This is a genomic window from Hymenobacter jeollabukensis (genome assembly GCF_005771675.1).
GTDB classification, from domain to species: Bacteria; Bacteroidota; Bacteroidia; order Cytophagales; family Hymenobacteraceae; genus Solirubrum; species Solirubrum jeollabukense.
Map to the genome: position 1 here is coordinate 279963 of NZ_VAJM01000004.1, position 22026 is coordinate 301988.

22 protein-coding genes are annotated in these 22026 nt (G+C 63.2%); 14 read left to right on the top strand and 8 right to left on the bottom strand.

Annotation, left to right across the window (positions count from 1 at the left end; genetic code table 11):
* Positions 1 to 66 precede the first annotated feature (66 nt).
* Together FDY95_RS11245 and FDY95_RS11250 are read right to left on the bottom strand one after the other, a co-directional pair.
* Positions 67 to 759: an acetyltransferase gene (locus tag FDY95_RS11245; RefSeq protein ID WP_138077804.1), complete on the bottom strand. Its 693-nt coding sequence runs from the start codon at positions 757 to 759 to the stop codon at positions 67 to 69.
* Positions 760 to 764: 5 nt separating this feature from the next.
* A complete protein-coding gene (locus tag FDY95_RS11250; protein WP_138077806.1) occupies positions 765 to 1433 on the bottom strand; it encodes a sugar transferase in 669 nt (222 codons plus the stop codon).
* A gap of 509 nt (positions 1434 to 1942) precedes the next feature.
* On the opposite strand from FDY95_RS11250, the gene ispE reads away from it, so the two are divergent.
* Entirely contained in the window at positions 1943 to 2761 is an 819-nt protein-coding gene (gene ispE / locus FDY95_RS11255) for a 4-(cytidine 5'-diphospho)-2-C-methyl-D-erythritol kinase (RefSeq protein ID WP_138077808.1), read from the top strand.
* Positions 2762 to 3009: 248 nt separating this feature from the next.
* Here the strand turns inward: ispE and FDY95_RS11260 are convergent, their stop codons facing one another.
* From FDY95_RS11260 to tgt, 3 genes are all read right to left on the bottom strand, one after another.
* Positions 3010 to 3945, bottom strand: a complete 936-nt coding sequence (locus FDY95_RS11260) for a DMT family transporter (RefSeq protein WP_138077810.1) — start codon at positions 3943 to 3945, stop codon at positions 3010 to 3012.
* 114 nt (positions 3946 to 4059) lie between these two features.
* Positions 4060 to 5139, bottom strand: a complete 1080-nt coding sequence (locus FDY95_RS11265) for an LptF/LptG family permease (protein ID WP_138077812.1) — start codon at positions 5137 to 5139, stop codon at positions 4060 to 4062.
* 84 nt (positions 5140 to 5223) lie between these two features.
* Complete coding sequence (gene tgt, locus FDY95_RS11270; protein ID WP_138077814.1) at positions 5224 to 6354, bottom strand: tRNA guanosine(34) transglycosylase Tgt; 1131 nt, start codon at positions 6352 to 6354, stop codon at positions 5224 to 5226.
* 419 nt (positions 6355 to 6773) lie between these two features.
* On the opposite strand from tgt, the gene FDY95_RS11275 reads away from it, so the two are divergent.
* The 3 genes from FDY95_RS11275 (at position 6774) to rsmG (ending at position 9369) form a co-directional block, all read left to right on the top strand.
* Positions 6774 to 7913, top strand: a complete 1140-nt coding sequence (locus FDY95_RS11275; RefSeq protein WP_138077816.1) for a glycosyltransferase — start codon at positions 6774 to 6776, stop codon at positions 7911 to 7913.
* Entirely contained in the window at positions 7904 to 8527 is a 624-nt protein-coding gene (locus FDY95_RS11280) for an RNA polymerase sigma factor (protein WP_078013685.1), read from the top strand. The genes FDY95_RS11275 and FDY95_RS11280 overlap by 10 nt, the downstream gene beginning before the upstream one ends.
* Before the next feature lie 182 nt (positions 8528 to 8709).
* Positions 8710 to 9369 (top strand): 16S rRNA (guanine(527)-N(7))-methyltransferase RsmG, encoded by a 660-nt coding sequence (gene rsmG / locus FDY95_RS11285; protein ID WP_138077818.1) that lies wholly within the window; start codon positions 8710 to 8712, stop codon positions 9367 to 9369.
* An 80-nt stretch (positions 9370 to 9449) separates the two neighbouring features.
* Here rsmG and FDY95_RS11290 read toward each other — a convergent pair whose 3' ends face one another.
* Positions 9450 to 10433 carry a YheT family hydrolase gene (locus tag FDY95_RS11290; protein ID WP_138077820.1) on the bottom strand — a complete coding sequence of 328 codons (984 nt, stop codon included), beginning with the start codon at positions 10431 to 10433 and terminating at the stop codon, positions 9450 to 9452.
* A gap of 232 nt (positions 10434 to 10665) precedes the next feature.
* On the opposite strand from FDY95_RS11290, the gene FDY95_RS11295 reads away from it, so the two are divergent.
* From FDY95_RS11295 to FDY95_RS11305, 3 genes are all read left to right on the top strand, one after another.
* A complete protein-coding gene (locus FDY95_RS11295) occupies positions 10666 to 11301 on the top strand; it encodes a DUF4142 domain-containing protein (RefSeq protein ID WP_138077822.1) in 636 nt (211 codons plus the stop codon).
* 126 nt (positions 11302 to 11427) lie between these two features.
* Positions 11428 to 11685, top strand: coding sequence for a 30S ribosomal protein S20 (gene rpsT, locus FDY95_RS11300; RefSeq protein WP_138077824.1), 258 nt, complete (start codon positions 11428 to 11430; stop codon positions 11683 to 11685).
* A gap of 131 nt (positions 11686 to 11816) precedes the next feature.
* Positions 11817 to 13307, top strand: a complete 1491-nt coding sequence (locus FDY95_RS11305) for a T9SS type A sorting domain-containing protein (protein ID WP_138077826.1) — start codon at positions 11817 to 11819, stop codon at positions 13305 to 13307.
* Positions 13308 to 13377: 70 nt separating this feature from the next.
* Here FDY95_RS11305 and pyk read toward each other — a convergent pair whose 3' ends face one another.
* The gene (gene pyk / locus FDY95_RS11310; protein WP_138077828.1) at positions 13378 to 14817 is read right to left on the bottom strand and encodes a pyruvate kinase; all 1440 of its coding nucleotides are present in this window, start codon (positions 14815 to 14817) and stop codon (positions 13378 to 13380) included.
* Positions 14818 to 15144: 327 nt separating this feature from the next.
* On the bottom strand, positions 15145 to 15573 hold the full coding sequence (locus FDY95_RS11315; protein ID WP_111478636.1) for an IPExxxVDY family protein: 429 nt from the start codon (positions 15571 to 15573) through the stop codon (positions 15145 to 15147).
* A 153-nt stretch (positions 15574 to 15726) separates the two neighbouring features.
* On the opposite strand from FDY95_RS11315, the gene FDY95_RS11320 reads away from it, so the two are divergent.
* The 7 genes from FDY95_RS11320 to FDY95_RS11350 all read left to right on the top strand — a co-directional run bounded on the left by FDY95_RS11320 (position 15727) and on the right by FDY95_RS11350 (position 22020).
* The gene (locus tag FDY95_RS11320) at positions 15727 to 15963 is read left to right on the top strand and encodes an acyl carrier protein (protein WP_059067513.1); all 237 of its coding nucleotides are present in this window, start codon (positions 15727 to 15729) and stop codon (positions 15961 to 15963) included.
* 94 nt (positions 15964 to 16057) lie between these two features.
* On the top strand, positions 16058 to 17308 hold the full coding sequence (fabF, locus tag FDY95_RS11325; protein WP_138077830.1) for a beta-ketoacyl-ACP synthase II: 1251 nt from the start codon (positions 16058 to 16060) through the stop codon (positions 17306 to 17308).
* Positions 17309 to 17536: 228 nt separating this feature from the next.
* A complete protein-coding gene (gene rnc / locus FDY95_RS11330; RefSeq protein ID WP_138077832.1) occupies positions 17537 to 18286 on the top strand; it encodes a ribonuclease III in 750 nt (249 codons plus the stop codon).
* Positions 18287 to 18334: 48 nt separating this feature from the next.
* A complete protein-coding gene (locus FDY95_RS11335; protein WP_138077834.1) occupies positions 18335 to 18823 on the top strand; it encodes a hypothetical protein in 489 nt (162 codons plus the stop codon).
* 81 nt (positions 18824 to 18904) lie between these two features.
* Positions 18905 to 20881, top strand: a complete 1977-nt coding sequence (gene nadE / locus FDY95_RS11340) for an NAD(+) synthase (RefSeq protein WP_138077836.1) — start codon at positions 18905 to 18907, stop codon at positions 20879 to 20881.
* A 205-nt stretch (positions 20882 to 21086) separates the two neighbouring features.
* The gene (locus FDY95_RS11345; RefSeq protein WP_246074010.1) at positions 21087 to 21719 is read left to right on the top strand and encodes an RNA polymerase sigma factor; all 633 of its coding nucleotides are present in this window, start codon (positions 21087 to 21089) and stop codon (positions 21717 to 21719) included.
* Positions 21712 to 22020, top strand: a complete 309-nt coding sequence (locus FDY95_RS11350) for a hypothetical protein (RefSeq protein ID WP_138077838.1) — start codon at positions 21712 to 21714, stop codon at positions 22018 to 22020. The genes FDY95_RS11345 and FDY95_RS11350 overlap by 8 nt, the downstream gene beginning before the upstream one ends.
* The last annotated feature ends 6 nt before the right edge of the window (positions 22021 to 22026 follow it).

Sequence of the window (22026 nt, forward strand, 5' to 3'; positions counted from 1 at the left end):
AGCGCGCGTGAGCGTCAGAACGACCCAAGCACCAAGCACTAACAACCAAGCACTAACAACTAAACACTAATGATATTTGATAACCTGGGCGGGTACGCCCACGGCGGTGCAGTCGGCGGGCAGGTCGCGCACGGCCACGGCGCCGGCGCCCACGATGCAGCGGGCGCCCACGCGCACTTGGTTGATGACGGTGGCGTTGGTGCCCAGGTAGGCTTCGGTTTCCAGGTAGGCCTCGCCGCCGACGTTGGCGTGGGGCATCAGGGAGCAGAAATCCTCCAGCACCGCGTCGTGGCCGATGGTGCAGCCCAGGTTCAGCAGCACGTGGCGGCCCAGGCGGATGTCGCAGGTGAAAATGCAGCCCTGCGTGACGATGCAGCCCGCGCCGAGCTGCACGAACTGGTAGGGCCGCAGCAGCACCGAGGGGTGGACCAACGTGGCAAAGTGCAGCTGCGGGCCGCTGAGGCGGGCCACCACGGCGGCGCGCTGCCGGCTGTTGCCGATGGCCACGGCCACGAACACCGGCTCGGGGTGGGCGTTCAGCTCCTCAATAGTGCCCAGCCAGGGCAGCTCGTGCACCCGGTCGTGGGGCGGGCGTTGGTCGTCGTAGAAGCCTAGCACGTTCCAGCGCAGCTCCACTTCGTTGAGCTGGCGCACCAGCATCAGCACCTCGCGGCCCAGTCCGCCGGCCCCCACGATGACCAGGGGGCGCACGCCGGCAAACTCCGCGTCGTCGTATTCAGAGAAGAAAAGTTGGGTCATGTGTGCTATTCGAGGGAAGAAGACGGCGGCGGGCTGCCCCGGAAGGCCTCGGTGGTGGCCTGGCCGGGGGCGCTGATGCCGCGGGCGCCGAGCACGCGGGCGGCCGTCAGGGCGAGAATACGTAAATCCAGCGCAAACGACGCGTGCGCCACGTACCACAGGTCGTAGTCGAACTTCTGCTCCCAGCTGATGGCGTTGCGCCCGTTTACCTGCGCCCAGCCCGTAATGCCGGGCCGCACCGCGTGGCGCCGGGCCTGGGCGGGCGAGTACAAGGGCAGGTACTCGACCAGCAAGGGGCGCGGGCCGACCAGGCTCAGGTCGCCGCGCAGCACGTTCCAGAGCTGGGGCAGCTCGTCGACGGAAGTGGCGCGCAGCCAGCGGCCGAGGCGGGTGAGGCGCTGGGCATCGGGCAGCAGCTGGCCGGCGGCGTCGCGGGCCTCGGTCATGGTCTGCAGCTTGTAGAGCGTGAAGATGCGGCCGTGCAGGCCCGGCCGCGGCTGCCGGAACAGCACCCCGCGCTGCCCCGGCTGCAGCCCTAGCAGCAGCGCCGCCCCGGCCAGCACGGGCAGCGAGAGCAGCAGCAGCGGCAGCGCCAGCAGCACGTCGAAGGCACGCTTGCCCCGGCGCAGGTACCAGGTGCGGGGCGGGGCAGACGGGGCAGGGGAGAGGGGCATGGCAGGCCGACACAGGGCGCCGCAAGTTAGGCCGCGCGGTCCACAGCCGCGAGCTTGCGGCGCCGGACCGCGAAGTCGCGGTACCGGGAAGTCGCGGTTTAGAAGCGCGCGGCTGCGGTTACAAGGCGCGAAGTCGTGGTTTAGAAGCGCGAGGTTGCGGTTGGAAAGCGCAAACCTGCGGCTCGGGGGCGGAAAGTTGCGGCTTAAGACCGCGAGGCTGCGGCTGTTGGCCGCGAAGTTGCGGTTTCAGGGCGCAAGGCTGCGGTTAAAAGCCGTAACCTCGCATTGGCAGACTGCAGGGTTGCGGCTCGAAGCTGCGAGGCTGCGGTCAAGTAGCCCGAATCCGGCTGGTTGTCGGGTACCTAGTGGTCCAGCACCGGCCCGACGACGACCGGGCAGCCGGCCCCAAGCCGGCCGCCCGGTGCGGAACCTGGCGGCGTACCGCGAGCGGGTGGCCCGCCGCCGCTGCGGACTGGCGCGGTGGCCGCGCAGTGCCGTTCTTTGCGCCCATGCTCGTCTTCCCCAACGCCAAGCTTAACCTCGGACTGCACATCACGGAGCGCCGCCCCAACGGCTTCCACACCCTCGAAACCGTGATGCTGCCGCTGCCCTGGTGCGACGCGCTGGAAGTGCTGCCGGCCGCCGAAACCACGCTCACGCTCACCGGCCGCCCCATCCCCGGCGACCCGGCCACCAACCTCTGCCGCCGGGCCTACGAGCTGCTGCAAGCCGATTTTCCCGCGGTGCCGCCCGTGCACCTGCACCTGCACAAGGTGGTACCCATCGGCGCGGGCCTGGGCGGGGGCTCGGCCGATGCCGCCTTCGCCCTGCGCGCCCTCAATACCGTGCTACAGCTGCAGCTGACCGACGAGCAGCTGGAAGCCTACGCCCGCCGCCTGGGCTCCGACTGCGCCTTTTTCATCCGCAACGAGCCCGCCCTGGCCCTGGGCCGCGGCGACGAACTGCAGCCGCTGCCCCTGCCGCAGCTGCGCGGGGCCGCCTGCAAGGTCATCTACCCCAACCTGCACATCAGCACTGCCGAGGCCTATGCCGGTGTGACGCCCAAAGCCCCCGCGCACGAGCTGCGCGCGGCCCTGGCCGGCCCGGTGGAAAGCTGGCGCGAGACGGTGGTCAACGACTTTGAAGGCTCCCTGGCGCCGAAGTACCCGCTGCTGGGCGAGCTGAAGGCGCAGCTGTACGCGGCCGGGGCGGCCTACGCCAGCCTCTCGGGCTCGGGCTCGGCCGTGTTCGGGCTGTGGCCGGAACTGACGCAGCCGCCGACTATGGCGCTGCCGGCGGAGTATTTGGTGTGGGACGGGCAGCTGTAGGGGCCTCACCCCCCGGCTCCCTCTCCTAGGGGAGAGGGGGAGCCTGACGTCAGCAACGATTGCGGGAGCAAGAAGCATAGGCTCTTTGCTCCCGCTCGTGTTTTCGCTTAGCTCTGCCCGACTAATGAAACCAGGGAGGTCGTTTACGGCGGGGCTGCGCAGCGCGAGTGGAGCAGCCCCGCGTCGCCAGCTGATGTTACTGACGGTTGGCTTCCCCGAAGAAATGCTTGATGCGCATTGGGTGGCCCTTACCGTTCCACCAACGACACCGCCTCATCCTCCGTGGGCCGGCGGCGGCGCAGCTGCCACTGGTTCAGCAGCGGGTGAATGAGCACGCTGAGCAGGATGATGCAGGTGCCCGCGTAAAAGCCCAACGACAGCCGCTCCTGCCCGAAGCCCGGCACCGCCAGCCAGTACATCAGCACGGCCAGCACGATGCCGTAGACGGGCTCCAGGTTGATGGTCAGGTTCACGGCGAAGGCGGAGAGGCGCTTCATCAGCTCCACCGAGGCGGAGAAGGCGTACACCGTGCACACGCCGGCCAGCAGCAGCAGCCACAGCCAGTCGGCAGGGGTGGGGTCGAGGCTGGGTAGAGGGCCGCCGAAGGCCGGGCGGGCAATCAGAAACACCATGATGCTGAGGCAGGCGCCGGCCATTTCGTAGAGCGTGAGGCGCAGCGGCGGGTGGTCCTTGATCAGCCGGGCATTGAGCACGCTGAACAGGGCGCTTAGTCCCGCCGACAGAATGGCCACGCCCAGGCCTAGCAGCTGGTCGAACTCGGCCTGCGACACCAGGTACAAGCCCACCATGGCCAGCAGCCCGAGCAGGATTTCGTAGGGCTGAAACCGCTTGCGCAGCAGTACGGGCTCCAGCAGCGAGGTCCACAGGGCCAGCGTGGCCATGCCCGCCAAACACACGCTCACCGACGAGAGCCGCGCCGCCAGGAAGAAGGTAATCCAGTGCGCGGCCACCAGCGCGCCCACGCCCAGCAGCCGCAGGGCCTGCCCTGTGGGCACGCGCCAAGGCAGCCCGCGCAGCACCAGCAGCCCGATCAGCCCCACCGAGGCAATGAGCGTGCGGTAAAACACCAGCTCCACCGGCGGCAGCGAAATCAGCTTGCCCAGAATGGCCGTGAAGCCCCACAAAAACACAATGAAGTGGAGGCGGAGGTAGTCTTTGAGCATGTGGTGAGATGGTAAAGTGGTGAACTGGTGAGTTTGATGTTCGGGAGGCCGGAACTGCGCATTTCGCGCAATCAGAACGACGCTCACCAGTTCACCACCTCATCATCTCACCACTTAGCGCGGAACGAAGCGGTAGAGGATCAGCCCGATGGTGCTGAAGACGATGTTGGGCACCCAGGCGGCCAGCATGGGGTTCATGTCGCCCACCAGGGCCAGGTTGCGGCTCAGGATGACGAAGCCGATGTAGATAAACGCCAGCACGAAGCCCAGCGCAATTTGCCCGCCCACGCCGTTGCGCGACTTGCGGGCACTCATAATCACCCCGATGACGGTGAGAATGACGATGGCGAAAGGGTAGGCGTACCGCTCGTACTTCTCCACCAGGTAGATTTCGGTGTCGTCGGCGCCGCGGTTGATTTTCTCCCGGATGAACGCGTTCAGCTCGGGCATGGTCATCGTCTCCTGCAGCTTGAAGGTGCTGGCGAAATCCTTGGGGTAGAGGTTCAGGGTGGTGTCGCGGGCGGGGTAGGTGCGCAGCGTCTCCTTGCCGTTGCGGATGGTACGCACCGTCTGCTGCGTCAGGCGCCACACCTTCCGGGTGGTGTCCCAGCTGATGGCCTCGGCCTGCATGCGCCGCTTCAGCAAGGTGCCCTCGATGGTTTCGATGGCGAAGCGGTAGCCGATGTTGGCCGTGTTGTCGTAGCTCTCCAGGTAGGCGTAGCTGTTCGGCCCGATGCGGATGTGCACGTTGCGCCCCTGAAAGTGGTAGGGGTTCTTCACGTACTTCCGCTCGAAGGCCACGCGCGGCTTGTTGGCCAGCGGAATCACCCAGCCGATCAGCCCGAAAATGGCCCCGCCGATGAGCACGCCGCCCATCACGTAGGGCAGCAGAAAGCGCCGGAAGCTCACCCCGCTGGCCAGAATGGCCACAATTTCGGTGCGCGCCGCCAGCCGGGCCGTCACCAGCACCGTGGCAATGAACACGGTGATGGGGCTGAGCAGGTTGGCGTAGTAGGGGAAGAGGTTCAGGTAGTACTCCGAAATAATCTTCCACGCGCCCAGGTCGTGCTTGATGAAGTCGTCGTTTTTCTCCGTGAAGTCAATCACGCAGATAACCATCACCAGCACCACCACCGTGAAAAAAAAGGTGGTGAGCAGCTTGCCGAGGACGTATTTATCGAGGAGCCGAAGCATCGGGTGGGTTGTCAGTTGATAGTTGTTCGTTGTCAGTAGCAGGTGCCAGAACGTACTGACAACTCAAAACTGACAACCGGCAACTTATAATCGTACCATCAGCTGCTTCACCATCTTTTCTTTCCACTCGCGGAAGGTACCGGCCAGGATTTGCTCCCGGGCGTTGCGCACCAGCCAGAGGTAGAAGGTGAGGTTGTGCACCGAGGCCGCCATGCCCGCCAGGTACTCGCTGGCGTGAAACAGGTGGCGCAGGTAGGACTTGGAGTAGAACGTGCTGGCGTAGCCACCTAGTTCGGCGTCAATGGGCGAAAAGTCCTGCTCCCACTTCTTGTTCTTGATGTTGATGATGCCCTGGGTGGTGAAGAGCATCCCGTTGCGGGCGTTGCGGGTGGGCAGCACGCAGTCGAACATGTCCACGCCCAGCGCAATGTTCTCCAGGATGTTGGCCGGCGTGCCCACGCCCATCAGGTAGCGCGGCTTATCGGCGGGCAGGATGTCGCAGCAGATTTCGGTCATTTCGTACATCAACTCGGCCGGCTCGCCCACGCTCAGGCCCCCGATGGCGTTGCCGGCCCGGCCCTGCTCGGCAATAAACTCCGCCGACTTCACCCGCAGGTCCTTGAAGGTCGAGCCCTGCACGATGGGAAACAGCTGCTGCTCGTAGCCGTAGAGCGGCTCCGTCTCGTCGATGCGCTGAATGCAGCGCTTCAGCCAGCGGTGCGTCATGTCCAAGGACTTGCGGGCGTACTCGTACTCGCAGGGCCAGGGCGTGCACTCGTCGAAGGCCATGATGATGTCGGCCCCGATGACGCGCTGAATGTCCATCACGCCCTCGGGCGTAAACAAATGCTGCGAGCCGTCGATGTGGGAGCGGAACTTGACGCCCTCCTCCTTGATCTTGCGCGTATTGCTCAGCGAGTACACCTGGTAGCCGCCCGAGTCGGTGAGAATGGGCCGGTCCCAGCCGTTGAACTTGTGCAGGCCGCCGGCCTTGCGCAGCGTGTCGAGGCCGGGGCGCAGGTACAGGTGGTAGGTGTTGCCGAGGATGATCTGAGCCTGCACGTCGTCCGTCAGCTCGCGCTGGTGCACGGCCTTTACCGAGCCCGCCGTGCCCACCGGCATAAAGATGGGCGTCTGAATAGTGCCGTGGTCGGTGGTGAGCACGCCCGCGCGGGCTTTGCTCTGCGGGTCGTGGGCGACGAGGTCGAATTTCATCGGGAAAGTAACGTAGCGGCCGCGGCCGCCCCTGAAGCTCAGGAACCGGGCCGCCAAAGAAGCCGCAAAGGTAACTCGCCGCCGCTCACTAGCAGTCATTGCGAGCGAACCGAAGGTCGACGTAGTCAAGCGCGGCAATCCTTCCTCTAGTAGCACCGCCGCTTCAACTGGCAGAAGCCAAAAAACGGCGCCGCCCGAACCGGCAGCTCCGGGTTTCGGGCGGGGCTCATGTTACGGTTAGCCCATTGGCCAGGACCGATTGACTCTCCTTCCTACGGTTGCCGCGCTTGACTACGTCGACCTTCGGTTCGCTCGCAATGACGGACAACGGGGCCGCTAGCATCATATTTCTTCCCGTACCAGTCATACCCAATCCACCGCGGGCTACCTTTGCGGGCTGATAAACAGTTGTACCCGCCTTGCCCTTCCACCTCTCGCCCGTTTCCTGGCTGCTCGTGCTCAGCGTGCTGGTGCAGCTGGTATACGCCGCGTATTACTTCTGGCCCTTCGCCCTGCGCCGCCCGGCCGAAACCGCCGAGCCGGCCCCGCAACACGAGCAGGCGCACCCGGTATCCATCATCGTAGCCGCCCGCAACGCCCTGGAGCAGCTGCGCTACCTCATGCCCGAGTTGCTGCAGCAGGACTACGCCCAGTTCGAAGTCGTGCTCATCGATGACCGCTCCGACGATGACACCGGCCTCTACACCCAGCAGCTGACCCAGTACTACCCCAACGTGCGCCTGGTCACCATCGGCAGCACGCCCGAGGGCATTGCGCCCAAGAAATACGCCCTCACGCTCGGTATTAAAGTCGCCCGCTACCCCTACCTGCTCTTCACCGACGCCGACTGCCAGCCCAGCAGCAACCAGTGGCTGCGCCACATGGCCCGCGGCTTCGACGGCGGGGCGGATATCGTGCTCGGCTACGGCCCCTACGCCGAGGCCGAGGGCCTGCTGAACAAGCTCGTACGCTTCGAAACGCTGCTCACCGGCCTGCAGTACCTCAGCTTCGCCGAGCGCGGTCAGCCTTACATGGGCGTGGGCCGCAACCTGGCCTACACCAAGGCCACGTTCATGGCCACCAAGGGCTTCGCCTCCCACATCCGCCGCCTCAGCGGCGACGACGACCTGCTGGTGCAGGACGCGGTGCAACTGGGCCGCCGGGCCAGCGTCGTTACCGCGGCCGAGGCCCAGACCATCAGCCAGGCCCCCGACAGCTGGGGCCAGTGGTGGCGGCAGAAGCGCCGCCACATGTCGGCCGGCTCGCGCTACCGATTTTCCGACCGGGTTCGGATTGGAACCTTTATCTTAGCTAACGGCTTGTTTTATGTTGGAACTCTGGTGGCATTTGTAGTGCCTGAGCCTGAGTGGGTAGCATTGGCAGCGGTATGGGGCCTCCGAACCTCGACCGTAGTTGCTACGTACGCGCAGGCCAGCCGCCGCCTCCACGACCGGCAACCTTTATGGTTGTTCCCAGTTCTGGATGCGGGGTATTTTTTTGCCTACTCTCTCCTGACAGCCTCGTTAGTGCTTAACCGCAACCCCTCCCGATGGAAGTAAATAATCAGGACCTCCAGAAGCAGTTCTCGGCCAAGGCCAAGCACGACTTCAAGCTTATTCGCTCGGCCGTAGAAAAGGGCGACGAAAAGGCGTACGCCGAACTGATGCAGATCTACAAGAAGCCCGTGTACCACGTGGTGCTGAAGATGGTGCGCAACCCCGACGATGCCGAAGACCTCACCATCGAGGCCTTCGCCAAGGCGTTCCGCAACCTGCACAAGTTCAACCCCGAGTACGCCTTCAGCACCTGGCTGTTCCGCATCGCCACCAACAACTGCATTGACTTTATTCGCAAGAATAAAATCAAGACGATGTCCATCGACTCGGCCATCAAGATTGACAACGGCGACGAAATCACCATTGATTTCCGCGACAACAACCTGAACCCGGCCGAGTCGGCCATCAAAAACCAGAAAATCGAAATCATGCAGCACGTCGTGTCGCGGCTGCCCGATAAGTACCAGCGTCTAGTCACCCTGCGCTACTTCGATGAGCTCAGCTACGAGGAAATTGCCCAGGAGCTGAAAGCCCCACTCGGCACCGTGAAAGCCCAACTGCACCGCGCCCGCGAGCTGCTCTATGACATGGTGAAAAACAAAAAGGAAATCATCTAGTGAATTGCTGAATGGCCAAATTGCTAGATGGCTGCTTACCAACGACGACGCCCCGCCGAACCCGGCGGGGCGTCGTCGTTGGTAGCGCGAAGTTTTACTTCGCGTATCGTTGCTGACGTCCAAGCGGCATCGTTCAGCAATACGCGAAGTAAAACTTCGCGCTACAGTACCTTTGCCCGACGATGGAAATCCTCTTCCGCTACTTCCCTGACCTCACGCCGCGCCAGCGCGAGCAGTTTCAGCAGCTCGACCACGAGTTCCGCGGCTGGAATGAGCGCATCAACCTCATTGCCCGCTCCGACGTCGACAACCTGGCCGAGCGCCACTTCCTGCACTCGGCCGCCATTGCCAAGGTGGTGCAGTTTCCCGCCGGCAGCTCGGTGCTCGACGTAGGTACCGGCGGTGGCCTGCCCGGTTTGCCGCTGGCCATCCTGTTCCCGGAGGTGGAGTTTCACCTCATCGACAGCATCGGCAAGAAGATCAAGGCCGTGCAGGACATGGCGCACGCCCTGAAGCTGCACAACGTGACGGCCGAGCAGATTCGGGCCGAGCAGGTGCGGCAGAAGTTCGACTTCGTGGTAAGCCGCGCCGTGACGCGCCTGGCCAACTTCCACCCCTGGATTGCCCAGCGCTACACCGCCACCGCCTCGGCCAGCCCCACCCACGGCCTCTACTACCTCAAGGGCGGCGACCTGACCGAGGAAATTGCCGAATCCGGCCTCGTGGCCACCGTCACCAACCTCAGCGACTTTTTCAGCGAGGAGTTCTTCGAAACGAAAAAGGTGGTCTTCGTGCCCGCCAACAACGCCCTGGCCCGCGGCAAGCGTACCGGCAACGTATAAAACGACCAACCCGGTCCTAAAACGAGTCCGCCCGCGCAGCACTGCGCGGGCGGACTCGTTTCGGGCTGTTCAGCGCTGCCTCAGGCCGGTACCGACGCTGTCAGAAAGTCCACCGCCCGCCGCTCCGAGTAGTACTGCCCGTCGGAAGGCAGGCCCTCGGCGAAGCCCACGTGGCCGCCTTCCTCGGGCGTTTCCAGAAACACGTAGGGGCTACGCTCGGCTGCCGCGCGCGGAAAGCAGGCCGGCGGCAGAAACGGGTCGTTCTGGGCATTCACGATGAGCGTCGGGATGCGGATGCCGTCGAGGTAGCGGCCGGAGCTGCTGCGCTCGTAGTACTCGTCGGCCGACTTGAAGCCGTGCAGCGGAGCCGTATACCGGTCGTCGAACTGCGGAAAGTCGCTGAGGTCTTCCAAGCCTTCCACGCTCAGCTGCCCGGGCAGCAGTTCGGCCTTCTGGCGGATTTTCTCGCGCAGCGTCTTCAGAAAGCGGTTCAGGTAGATGCGGTTTTCCAGCCGCGAAATGTGCATGGAGCCAGCTTTCAGGTCCGTCGGCACCGAAAACACGGCGGCACGCTCCACTTCCTGCGGCACGCGCTGGGCATCCTCGCCAAGGTACTTCAGCGTCATGTTGCCGCCAGCTGAGAAGCCCGTCAGAAACACCCGGCGGTAGCGGCCGGTGCGCAATGCCTCCTGCACCACGAAGTGCAAATCGTCGGTGTCGCCGAGGTGGTAGGCGCGCAGCAGACGGTTGGGCTCCCCGCTGCAGCTGCGGTAGTTCCAGGCTAGTGCATCGATGCCGGCTTTGTTCAGCGCCCGGGCCATGCCGCGCACGTAGGGGCGCCCGGCGTCGCCTTCCAGCCCGTGCGAGATGATGGCCAGCGTGTCGGTGACGTGCTCGGTGCGGGCCCAGTCGAGGTCGAGGAAGTCACCGTCAGCAGTTTCCACGCGCTGGCGGTGGTAGTGCACCTCGGGCACCTCGCGCAGCAGGCTGGGCACGATGGTTTGCAGGTGGCCGTTGAAGAGGTAGAAGGGCGGCCGGTAGCGGGAGTCGGTGACGAGCGGCATAGCGGCGGAGGGGTTAGGCGGAAGCGAAACGAAGCTAGGAGAAGATACGCATTGTTTTCGGCATGCATACTATCTGCCGAAAAGTACGGGCTCCATTGATAGAACCCGCCCGGAGTGGGCAAAGTTGCCGGGCAGAACGCTTTGGGCGGGCAAATAAATGGCGGGGCACTCGACCCGCTAACAAGCCCGGCCGGAACGGCGTATGTAGCAGCTGACCAACGTCATTGCCACCATGAAAAGGGCCTTCCTCGGACTCCTGACCACCAGCCTGCTGCTCAGCGCCGCCTGCACCAGCACCAACCCCGAAACCGAACAGGCCTCCGCCGCCCGGGCCGAAGCCGCCGTCAACCGCCCGCCCGGCAGCTCCGAGGTGCTCGGCGCCTACGACCCCGGTACGTCCGAAACCATGAGCCCCACCACCGCCGACGCCCTGCGCGGCTTCTCCGACGCGGAATTCCTGCTCACCGTCGCCAGCAGCAACGAGATGGAAGTGCAGCTCGGCACCCTGGCCGCCCAGCAGGGCAGCACCGACGCCGTGAAGCAGTACGGGCAGATGATGGTGGACCAGCACACGGCCGCCGGGCAGGAGCTGAGCGCCGTTAATGCCCAGCTCGACGTGAAGCCCTCGGTGGCCATTATGCCCATGCACCAGCAGCTGATTGATCGGCTCAAGAACCAATCGGGCCGCGCCTTCGACGAGCGGTACTTGGACGTGATGGAAACGGCCCACAAGCTCGACATCGTCATGTTTGAGGCCAAGGAAAAGAAGGCCGAGAATCCGGCGGTGCAGGCCTTCGCCGCCAAAATGCTGCCCGTGCTGCGTACCCACCTTGCTGAGGCCAACGCCTTGGAAAAGCAGGTGGATTAGCGCCGTCGGCGCGGGCAAGGCAATTCTTCGTCAACGGGTTTGCTATTTTCGGAGTGAGTCACTACCTTTGCCAACCCAATTGACTAGGAACCTCGACAGAACCTCTGTTTTCCCGCTTTTCATAACATGGCAAATCATAAGTCGGCTCTGAAGCGCATCCGCTCGAACGAAGCCAAGCGCGTGTTGAACCGTTACCAGCACAAATCGACCCGCACGGCCGTTAAGAAGCTGCGCGCTACCACCGAGGCATCGGAAGCCCAGGAGCTGCTGAAGAAAGTATCTTCGATGCTCGACCGTCTGGCCAAGAAGAACATCATCCACAAGAACAAGGCTGCCAACAACAAGTCCAGCCTGACCAAGTACGTAAACTCGCTGGCCGCCTAAGCAGCCGAGAGTTTAGTCGAGTTCTTGATGAAGGCCCCGCGCTACCGGCGCGGGGCCTTCATGCGTTTGTATCGGGTTGCGGTTTAAGTCTATAGGTATATATTGCTGCCGAATTATTGCTATTGCATCCGATGAAACACCTCTACCGCTTACTGGCCCTGGCGGGCCTTGCTGCCCTTGCCCATTCCGCCGCGCACGGCCAGGATTGGCGCCCCTTCCGCCCAGGATTGATTTACTCCTACAACTGGAGCACCACCAACGCCACGCATACCCTGCGGCTGGATTCGGCCTACGTGGCCGGCACCGACTCGGTGTACACTTTCAACCGGGTGATGCGGCCCACGGGCGTAAATACCTTCCAGTTCAGGCCTTCGCGCAACAACATTCTGGGGGGCCGCCTGATCTGCCGGCCGGCCCAGCGGGAGTACGCACTGGAAACCGTGGCTGAAATCGGCATGGCCGCGCAGACGCTGATACTCCGGCCGCGGGCGGCCGTCGGCAGCAGCTGGGCCGCCACGCCCTTGCTCACTGCTACGCTCACCAGCCGCGGGCAGCGCACCTGGGGAGTGGCGCCGGCCACGTTCACCGATTCGGTGGCCACCATTACGCTCAGCAACGGCCGCGTCTTCGAGCTGAGCCGCTCGTACGGCCTGCTGCGCGGCCCTTCCAACTGGACTTCTACTGCCGTCGACCTGCTGCAAGGTAACACCGTGCCGGTACCGTATCAGCAGTCAATCTACAGCCCGCTGGTACAGCTCGATTTTCAGCCCGGCGACGAGCTTGGGTACGCCGCCGAAGATTATGGGGCTTTCCCGTGTTACCGGGACTATGAGCTGCGGCGTATCCTGACGCGGCAGCAGACAGCGGATAGCTTGATTTATACCTATTTGACACAAACGGAATATAACCGGGCTGGAGGTCCTAACAATAATCCTTGTGGACCCACGGCGTACTACAACCTGACTTCGCCGCGCGTGGAACGCTTGGCCGTGCCGCTGCGCCGCCCGGCTCTCACCCGTCAATCCGACTATTTAAGCCATGCCAGCCTGAGCCTGCTCACGTACGAATATGCCTGGACGACAAATGCGTTGCTGATGGGTGAGGCTGTGCGCAGCGGCAGTGGTTCATGTCAGCTAAATGGCCGGCTGCTGGTAGCATATGCGCGCATGTACGGCGCCGGTGCGGGCATCTATACCTACGGCGTGGATGCTGCCGGCGGTACCCACGAATATGCTGTCGGCGTGGGTGAAACCCGGCGTTTCTACTGGCTGCTGCAATATTACCGCAAATTGCTGCCCAACGGCAGCTACGCCACCTGCGGCACGCGCACCAATTTCAATACCCTGCTGCCCAGCCGCGAAGCCCGGAGTGCCGCCCGACTGCAGCTCTACCCCAATCCTGCCACCCACGAAGCCACGCTGCGCCTGCAGCAGCCCACGCCGGCCGAAACCAGCCTAACGCTGCTCGACGCCCTCGGGCGACAAGTGCGGCAACAGCGCCTTGACCGCGGCGCAACGCAGGCCACGGTGCCGCTGACCGGCTTGTCCGCAGGCCTCTACGTGGTGCAGTTGCAGCTGCCCGGCGAAGCGCCGCTGGTATTGCGCCTGCAACACGTGGAATAGACGAGCAGGAACACAAAAAAGCCCGCGCTGCCGTTGCAGCGCGGGCTTTTTGCTTGGCAAGTCGAGCCGCTTACGCCACGCTCAGCTTGATCATGTTAGTTTTGCCTTTCTCCCCGATGGGCATGGAAGCGGTGTTGATGAACACGTCGCCCTTCTCCAGGTTGCCGGTGGTCGAAAGGATATACTTGATGTCCGACACCGAGCTGTCGGTGCTCACCATGCGGTCGTAGTAGAAGCCGCGCACGCCCCAGATCAGGCTCAGCGTCGTGAGCAGGTTGCGGTTGTCGGTGAAGATGAAGATGTTAGCCTTGGGGCGGTACTTGGCAATCTGGAAGGCCGTGTAGCCGCGGTGCGTCATGCCGGTAATGGCCTTGGCGCCGGTGTTTTTGGCCATGTGGCAGGCCGCCGACAGCACGCTGTCGACCATGAAGGTGGGCGACTCCGGCGTGATGGCGTGCCAGCGGTGGTAGAGCGACTCGCGGCGCGACTCCACGCTCTGAATCGTGCCCACCATCGAGCGAATCACCTCCGCGGGGTAGGCCCCCACGGCGGTTTCGGCCGAGAGCATCACCGCGTCGGCCCCGTCGATGACGGCGTTGGCCACGTCGCTGGTTTCGGCACGCGTCGGGCGTGGGGCCGTAATCATGCTCTCCATCATCTGGGTGGCCACAATCACCGGCTTGCCGGCCTTGTTGCACTTCTCGATGATCATCTTCTGCGCCATCGGCACCTCTTCCATCTTCACCTCCACGCCCAGGTCGCCGCGGGCCACCATGATGGCGTCGGTGAGGGCAATGATGTCGTCGAGGTTCTTCAGGCCTTCCGGCGTCTCGATTTTGGCCACCACCTTGGCGTGCTTACCGCTTTCGGCAATGATCTGCTTGATAAAGCGGATGTCCTCGCCGCGGCGGGCAAACGACAGCGCAATCCAGTCCACGTCGTTTTCCAGGCCGAACTTCAGGTCCTCAATGTCCTTTTCAGTCATCGATGGGGCCGACACGTCCGAGTCGGGCAGGTTGATGCCCTTACGCGGCTTCACCAGCCCGCCGTAAATCACCTCGCACAGCACTTCTTTCTCGCGGTCGGTGCTGATGACGCGCAGCTCGATTTTGCCGTCGTCGATCAGAATCATGTCGCCGGCTTTCACGTCGCGAGCCAGGCCCAGGTAGATGGTGCTGATGCGGCCGGGGCGGCTGATTTCCTTTTCGCCGCATACGAGCAGGAGCTGCTCCCCGGCTTTGATTTCAAACGAGCCGCCTTCCACCTCGCCGAGGCGGATTTTGGGGCCCTGCAAGTCCTGCAGCAGGCCCACGTGGGTGCGCAGGTCCTTGTTGAGGCGGCGCACCAGGTTAATCACGTTCAGGTGTTCTTCGTGGGCGCCGTGGGAGAAGTTGAGGCGAAACACGTCCACGCCTTCGCGGATGAGCATGCCCAGCTTCTCGTACGTGTTGGAAGCCGGCCCGACGGTGGCGACAATCTTGGTTTTGTTGAAAGAGGGACGATTTTCCATGTATTCGATGGGGAATTGTGCTGCGCAGCGGCAAGCAACAAAATTAGTTGCGGAGTTTTTTTATGGGATTGGGCGAGGCGCAGCCGAAGGACCTTATTACGCGGAACGGGCAGTTCCAGCCGTCAATGCGGAGCAGGCAAGGCTTCATCGGCACCACGCGCTTCCCAGCCCAGGTCGGCTCCGTGGGGGAGAAGCCAGCTTGCGCTGATACTGAAGCAGGTACGCGAGAGGCCCCGGCTGCGCGCGAGATGACGGTGGGAAGCGTCGTTCGAGCGTGATAAGGTCCTTCGGCTAAGCCGCGGCCGGAGCCACGGAGGGTTTGCGGCCCTAAAAGAGCAAGTTTTCTTTGAACTTAAGCGTATTTGGGTCGAAGCGGCAGGCGTACTGCACCTCCGGCAGGGCCGTGAGCTGCTCCAGGAGCTGGTCGGCGTCGAGCGCGCCGGTGCCGTTTTGCACCTGAATCAGGTAGTCGTACTCCTTGATATCGGGCGCCAGAAAAGGTTTTTTCAGCGGCGAGGGGTCCACCGAGCGGTTGCGCAGCAGGCGCAGCGTGGCCGTTTCGGTGGCGTGCAGATAGTTGCTGATGACCAGCCGGCCCCGGGTGAGCAAATCGTAAATCAGGTCCTGCTGCTTCACCAAACGCAGGCGCAGGGCCCGATTCAGCGTCCAGGCCAGCTTATGGTCCCGGCTCGACGACACTACGCCGAACAGGTCGAAGTCACAATCGTAGTCGCAATCGAGGGTCAGGGTTTTCATAGCGCAGCACAGAATCAGGTCCAACGGGCGTAAAACTACAGGTTTGCGGGGGCGAAACCAGCGCCCGCGGCAGGGCAAATGCTACCGTCCGGTTTGATAATGTTGAGGAAGATGGTGTTATTTGTGGCCGAGTTTTCTTTAAACCCCACGGAAATGTCTGAAATCGCAGAAAAAGTAAAAAGCATCATCGTTGACAAGCTGGGCGTAGAGCCGTCGGAAGTGACCCCGGAGGCCAGCTTCACCAACGACCTCGGCGCTGACTCGCTGGACACGGTTGAGCTGATTATGGAGTTCGAAAAAGAGTTCAACGTGAGCATCCCCGACGACCAGGCTGAGAACATCGGCACCGTGGGCCAGGCCATTGCTTACCTCGAAGAGCACGCCAAATAAGGCATCTTTACTTAGCTAAAGCAGAACCGCTTTGCCGGCCGGCTCGTGCCGGCCGTTTTCTTTTTCCCCGTTTTTACCCCTTCGCACCTCTTTTATGGCGCTACGGAGAGTTGTTGTTACTGGTCTCGGAGCCATCACCCCGCTCGGCAAAACGGTTGCCGAATACTGGGACGGTTTGTCACGCGGCGTGAGTGGGGCCGCCCCCATCACCCGTTTCGACGCCAGCAAGTTCAAAACCCGCTTTGCCTGCGAAGTGAAGGGCTACAATCCCGACGACTACTTCGAACGCAAGGAAGGCCGCAAGATGGACCTGTTCACGCAGTTCGCCGTCATTGCCAGCGACCAGGCCATTGCCGACGCCGGCCTGCTGGAAGGCGTCGACAAAGACCGCGTGGGCGTTATCTGGGGCTCGGGCATCGGCGGGCTGCGCACCTTCCAGGAGGAGTGCGTGGCCTTCGGGCGGGGCGACGGTACGCCGCGCTTCAACCCGTTCTTCATTCCGAAGATGATTGCCGACTCCTCGTCGGGCAACATCTCGATCAAGCACGGCTTCCGCGGCCCGAACTTCGTCACGACCTCGGCCTGCGCCTCGTCGTCCGACTCCATTATCGCCGCTTTCAACTACATCCGCCTGAACATGGCGGATGTGATTGTGACCGGCGGCTCGGAGGCGGCCATTACCGAAGCGGGCGTGGGTGGCTTCAACGCCATCAAGGCCATGAGCGAGCGGAACGACGCGCCCGAAATGGCCTCGCGCCCCTACGATAAGGAGCGGGACGGTTTCGTGCTGGGGGAAGGCGCTGGCGCGCTGATCCTGGAGGAATACGAGCACGCCAAAGCCCGCGGCGCCAAGATTTACGCCGAGCTGCTCGGCGGCGGTCTGTCGTCGGATGCCTACCATATCACTGCCCCGGACCCCGATGGTAACGGGGTGGTGCTGGTGATGAAGAACGCCCTGCGCGACGCGGGCATTACGCCGGCCGACGTGGACTACATCAACACCCACGGCACCAGCACTCCGCTGGGCGACGGGGCCGAGGTGAAGGCCATTCAGAAGGTGTTCGGCGAGGATGCGTACCGGCTCAACATCAGTTCCACCAAGAGCATGACCGGCCACCTGCTGGGCGGCGCCGGGGCCATCGAAGCCCTGGCCAGCATCCTGGCCATTCAGCACGGCGTGGTGCCCCCGACTATCAACCACTTCACCGACGACCCGGAGCTGGATTCGCGGCTGAACTTCACGTTCAACCAAGCCCAGAAGAGGGAGGTGAACATTGCCATCAGCAATACCTTCGGCTTTGGCGGGCACAACACTTCGGTGGTGTTCGGCAAATTCCGCGACTAACGGCTGGCGCACCGGGCCGGCTGATGAAAACAGAACGTCATGCTGAACCCGGGAGTGTCATTCGAAAAACCAACGTCATGCTGAGCTTGTCGAAGCATCTCTGCCGCTTCGTTTACCCGAAGACGCCCGGTAGAGATGCTTCGACAGGCTCAGCATGACGTTCTTTAAGCCACCTGCCCACGCCCGGGGCTACGTCGGCCGCTTTATTTAGTACCAACTCTTTCGCTTATGCCAACCCGTAGCGGACGTACGCTTCCGCTGTTCGGAATTTTCCGCCGCCTGCTCGGTCACGACCGGCAGTTCCGGCAGGCTATTGCCTCCGTGACGGGCAAGACGCCGGACAACGTGCGCCTGTACCGGCTGGCTTTCACGCACGCCTCCCTGGTGCGTCAGCAGGGCCAGACGCGTCACCTGTCGAACGAGCGGCTGGAGTTTCTGGGCGACGCCGTGCTGGGCGCGGTGGTGGCCGAGTACCTGTTCTTGAAATACCCCTACGAGCCGGAGGGCTTCCTGACGGAAATCCGCTCGCGCATCGTGAACCGGGAAAGCATGAACCAACTGGCCCTGAAGCTGGGGCTCGACGCGCTGGTGCAGCTCGACCCGGGCCAGAGCCGCTCGGCTCGCTCCCGCTCCGTCAACGGCAACGCCCTGGAAGCCCTGGTGGGCGCCATCTACCTCGACCACGGCTACGAGCAGGCCCGGCAGTTCGTGCTCAAGCGCCTGATCCGGCCCTACGTGGACGTGAAGGCGCTGACCTCGACCACGGCCAACTTCAAGAGCAAGCTCATCGAGTGGGCGCAACGCCACGGCAAGGCGGTGCGCTACGAGCTGAACGGGGAGCAGCGCACTGGCGGCGTGATGGAGTTTTCGGCTACGGTGATGATTGATGAGGAGGCCGTGGCCACGGGCATGGGCCTCTCCAAGAAGCAGGCCGAGCAGATGGCCGCGGAGCGGGCACTGGCGGCGCTGGGGGTGTAGCAACTTTCTCGCAGTTGCATGAAATTATAGTTTATTCGAAATTAGAATATGGGTAGATACACTATTTTAAAGATATGCTCTATAATATTAGGTGCCTGTAGCCCTTCAGGTGAAAGGGCTGGTGGCCTTAATATAGTTGAAAAACAAGGTTACTTGGTTACGCATTCGTTGAGGGCTGAAACGATGTACTTTATAGAGTCGTCGTCACCTCTAACGGCGCCGTTGACTCTGCACAACATTGAAGTTGAAAATGCCTTCGCTTTTTCAACCAACGAGCGACTATTCAGTGACTTACTGCGCATTAGTGTTTTGCCAGATACATTCACCTTAAGTTTAAAAGATAAGGGGCTAAGCAAATTCGGTTGGGGTAAACTAATGGTTGTTCCAATTAAAATTATTTATGAGTTAGATTCCACTAACTGCAATTATGCATCACCTTCCTCCGCGAAGAGAAGGTTTTATATTGCTGGCAAACAAGACTCACTAGTATTTGATTATGATAATCCATGTGTTGATGTATTGAAACTGCATCAATAAGTTTGGCCGCGGCCGGCACAACCCGAATCCGCCGTTTGGAGTTACTTGCAGGACGATTTCCAACCACCCCGCTTCCTGCTTATGCGACTTGCCGGCGCCGCCCTCAATCAAACGCCCATCGACTGGGAAAACAACCTGCGCAACATCCGCGAGGCCATCGAGCAGGCCCGCGCCGCGCGGGTGGAGCTGCTGTGCCTGCCCGAGCTGTGCCTGACAGGCTACGGCTGCGAGGACTTGTTTTTGCACGACTGGCTGAGCGAAACCGCCCTGCAGCACTTGCAAACCGTGCGTGGCTACTGCACCGACCCCGGCATGGTGGTGTGTGTGGGCCTGCCCGTGCGCCTCGACGGGCGCACCTACAACACGGCCTGCGTCATCCGCAACCAGCAGATTCTGGGCTTCGCGGCCAAGCAGTGGCTGGCCAACGACGGGGTGCATTACGAGCCGCGCTTTTTCACCTCCTGGAAGGCCGGCAACATCCAGGACTTCAGCTTCGGCGGCGAGGAGTTTATCATCGGCGACCTGACCTTTGAGCATCAGGGCATCACCTTCGGCTTTGAAATCTGCGAGGATGCCTGGCGCTCGGCCCAGGACCGGCCGGCCGGCCGGCTGAAGGCCCGGGGCGTGCAGCTCATCGTGAATCCCTCGGCCTCGCACTTCGCCATGAGCAAGACCGACGTGCGCTACCAACTGGTGCTCAAGGCCTCCCGCGACTACGCGGTGACCTATCTGTACGCCAACCTGCTCGGCAACGAGGCCGGCCGCATCACCTACGACGGCGAAATCCTGATTGCCCGCAACGGGGAGCTGATTAAGCGCAACCAGCTGCTCAGCTACAAGGACGTGGACCTGGAATTCGCCGACGTGGATTTCGCTCAGGAGCCGCCCGTCACCGAGCACATCACGCCGCTGCCCACGCCCGACGAGTACCGCGAGCTGAACCAGGCGTTGAGCCTCGCGCTGTTCGACTACCTGCGCAAAGCCCGCAGCAAAGGCTTCGTGCTCAGCCTGAGCGGCGGGGCCGATTCGTGCATGTGCGCCGTGGGCGTGGCCGAGCTGGTGCGCCTGGGCGTGGCCGAGCTGGGCGTGGAGGGTTTCATGCGCAAGGCCGGGGCCTACTCGGAAGATGAAATTCACTTCGCCCGCGACTACCGGCAGCTGCCCGGCGGCCCGTTGGTGGAGCCGCGCAAGGAAACCGATGCTGGCCGCGTGCAGGGTGCTTCGCACTCGGCCGAGCAAACCACCGGCAACGAGCAGCTCAGCCTGAATCAGCAGCTGACCCGCCGCCTGCTCACCTGCGCCTACCAGGGCACCGTCAACTCCTCCGACGACACGTACCTCTCGGCCAAGGAAGTGGCCGAAAGCATCGGCGCGGTGTTTTTCAGCTGGGACATCGACCAGGAGGTGCAGGGCTACACCGGCAAGATCGAGCACGCGCTGGGCCGGGCGCTCAGCTGGCAGACCGACGACTTGACGCTGCAGAACATCCAGGCCCGGGTGCGCGCGCCCAGCATCTGGATGCTGGCCAACGTGCTCAACTGCCTGCTCATCACCACCTCCAACCGGAGCGAGGCCGCCGTGGGCTACTGCACCATGGACGGCGACACGGCGGGCAGCATTTCGCCCATTGCCGGCGTCGACAAGGCTTTCGTGAAGCAGTGGCTGGTGTGGGCCGAGACGGAGCTGAGCTACCCCGGCCTGCACCGCGTCAACAACCTGCAGCCTACGGCCGAGCTGCGCCCGCTGGAAGACATGCAGACCGACGAGCGGGATTTGATGCCCTACCCGCTGCTCAACCGCATCGAGCGGCTGGCTTTTTACGAGCGGCTGAGCCCGCAGCAGGTGCTGGCCCGGCTGGAAGGCGAGTTAGTCGACGCCGACGCGGAGCAGCTGAAAGTATACGTGAAGCGCTTCTACTCGCTCTGGAGCCGCAACCAGTGGAAGCGCGAGCGGTACGCGCCCTCGTTCCACCTCGACGACTACAACCTCGACCCGCGCTCCTGGCTGCGCTTCCCCATCCTGAGCGGGGGCTTCGCGGCCGAGCTGGCGGCGCTGTAGGCGCGTAAGCTACCTCTTGTTGATGCCGCCCGGTCTGCTGTTTTGTAAATAATTGCGCTGTAAGCCAGTTGTTTGTAGAATGGCCGGCCGGGCGGCGCAAGTTTTGGGCCCGAACGGAGCCTAAGTCACTGCCAGCCCGGTAAGCGCAACCCAGCCCGCCGGCTGCGGCCCTACTTTCACCGCCCTTCAGCCTCTTCGCCCCTTGGTGTGTTCCCTGCCCGTATCCGTTGTTTCGGAGCCCCAGGCCGCTGCCCGTCCCACGTTAGCTACGGCCGAGGCCGAGCTGGTGGCGCAGTTGCAGCAGGGCAGCGAGGCGGCGTTTCGCACCCTGGTCGAGCGGTACCAAAACCGGGTGTACCGCACGGTGCTGGCCTTGCTGCGCTCCGCCGAAGAAGCGGAGGACGTGGCGCAGGAGGTCTTCGTGGAGGTATACCAAACCATCGGGCGCTTTCGGGGCGACGCGGCGCTGAGCACCTGGCTGTACCGGCTGGCTACCTCGCGGGCCCTGAAGCACCGCCGGAGGGCCCGGGCGAAAAAGCGCTTCGCCTACTTCACCAGCTTGCTCGGCTTCGACAACCACGTGCTGCACCACCCGCCCGACCACGCGCACCCGCAGGCCCAGCTGGAAGGGACGCAGCAGCTGCGACTGTTGCTCGACCACATTGCCCGCCTGCCCGACCAGCAGCAGGTGGCCTTTACGCTGCGCCACGAGCAGGAGCTGAGCTACGAGGAAATAGCCGCCGTCCTGCAGACCACCGTCCCGGCCGTGGAATCCCTGCTGTTTCGGGCCCGCCAAACCCTGCGCAAACACCTTCAACCTTCGCTCCTCCATGTCTGATTCGTCACTTCGCCCCGGCGCCGATGAGCAGTGGGAAGACCTGCTGCGGCAGTGGCGCGCCCAACCGTCCGCCCAGCCCCGCCCGTTCTTCTACGGCCGGGTGCGGGCCCGGCTCGACGACGCGGCGGCCGCGCGGCCCCTGCTGCCGGCCGGGCTGCGCCGGCCCGCCTACGCCCTCATGCTGGCCTTGCTGGGCATGGCGCTCAGCGGCGACTGCGCCGCCCTGCCTTCGGCCGCTGGTGCTGCGCCGCCAAGCGAAGCCCCCGGCACTCCGCTGCCGTCGGCGGGGCCCCAGGCCTGAGCCACC

Bases quoted from the DNA above. Each gene is read 5' to 3' on its own strand.
- FDY95_RS11245 (WP_138077804.1), bottom strand. From the start codon at position 759: ATGACCCAACTTTTCTTCTCTGAATACGACGACGCGGAGTTTGCCGGC.
- FDY95_RS11250 (WP_138077806.1), bottom strand. From the start codon at position 1,433: ATGCCCCTCTCCCCTGCCCCGTCTGCCCCGCCCCGCACCTGGTACCTG.
- ispE (WP_138077808.1), top strand. From the start codon at position 1,943: ATGCTCGTCTTCCCCAACGCCAAGCTTAACCTCGGACTGCACATCACG.
- FDY95_RS11260 (WP_138077810.1), bottom strand. From the start codon at position 3,945: ATGCTCAAAGACTACCTCCGCCTCCACTTCATTGTGTTTTTGTGGGGC.
- FDY95_RS11265 (WP_138077812.1), bottom strand. From the start codon at position 5,139: ATGCTTCGGCTCCTCGATAAATACGTCCTCGGCAAGCTGCTCACCACC.
- tgt (WP_138077814.1), bottom strand. From the start codon at position 6,354: ATGAAATTCGACCTCGTCGCCCACGACCCGCAGAGCAAAGCCCGCGCG.
- FDY95_RS11280 (WP_078013685.1), top strand. From the start codon at position 7,904: ATGGAAGTAAATAATCAGGACCTCCAGAAGCAGTTCTCGGCCAAGGCC.
- rsmG (WP_138077818.1), top strand. From the start codon at position 8,710: ATGGAAATCCTCTTCCGCTACTTCCCTGACCTCACGCCGCGCCAGCGC.
- FDY95_RS11290 (WP_138077820.1), bottom strand. From the start codon at position 10,433: ATGCCGCTCGTCACCGACTCCCGCTACCGGCCGCCCTTCTACCTCTTC.
- FDY95_RS11295 (WP_138077822.1), top strand. From the start codon at position 10,666: ATGAAAAGGGCCTTCCTCGGACTCCTGACCACCAGCCTGCTGCTCAGC.
- rpsT (WP_138077824.1), top strand. From the start codon at position 11,428: ATGGCAAATCATAAGTCGGCTCTGAAGCGCATCCGCTCGAACGAAGCC.
- FDY95_RS11305 (WP_138077826.1), top strand. From the start codon at position 11,817: ATGAAACACCTCTACCGCTTACTGGCCCTGGCGGGCCTTGCTGCCCTT.
- pyk (WP_138077828.1), bottom strand. From the start codon at position 14,817: ATGGAAAATCGTCCCTCTTTCAACAAAACCAAGATTGTCGCCACCGTC.
- FDY95_RS11315 (WP_111478636.1), bottom strand. From the start codon at position 15,573: ATGAAAACCCTGACCCTCGATTGCGACTACGATTGTGACTTCGACCTG.
- FDY95_RS11320 (WP_059067513.1), top strand. From the start codon at position 15,727: ATGTCTGAAATCGCAGAAAAAGTAAAAAGCATCATCGTTGACAAGCTG.
- fabF (WP_138077830.1), top strand. From the start codon at position 16,058: ATGGCGCTACGGAGAGTTGTTGTTACTGGTCTCGGAGCCATCACCCCG.
- rnc (WP_138077832.1), top strand. From the start codon at position 17,537: ATGCCAACCCGTAGCGGACGTACGCTTCCGCTGTTCGGAATTTTCCGC.
- FDY95_RS11335 (WP_138077834.1), top strand. From the start codon at position 18,335: ATGGGTAGATACACTATTTTAAAGATATGCTCTATAATATTAGGTGCC.
- nadE (WP_138077836.1), top strand. From the start codon at position 18,905: ATGCGACTTGCCGGCGCCGCCCTCAATCAAACGCCCATCGACTGGGAA.
- FDY95_RS11350 (WP_138077838.1), top strand. From the start codon at position 21,712: ATGTCTGATTCGTCACTTCGCCCCGGCGCCGATGAGCAGTGGGAAGAC.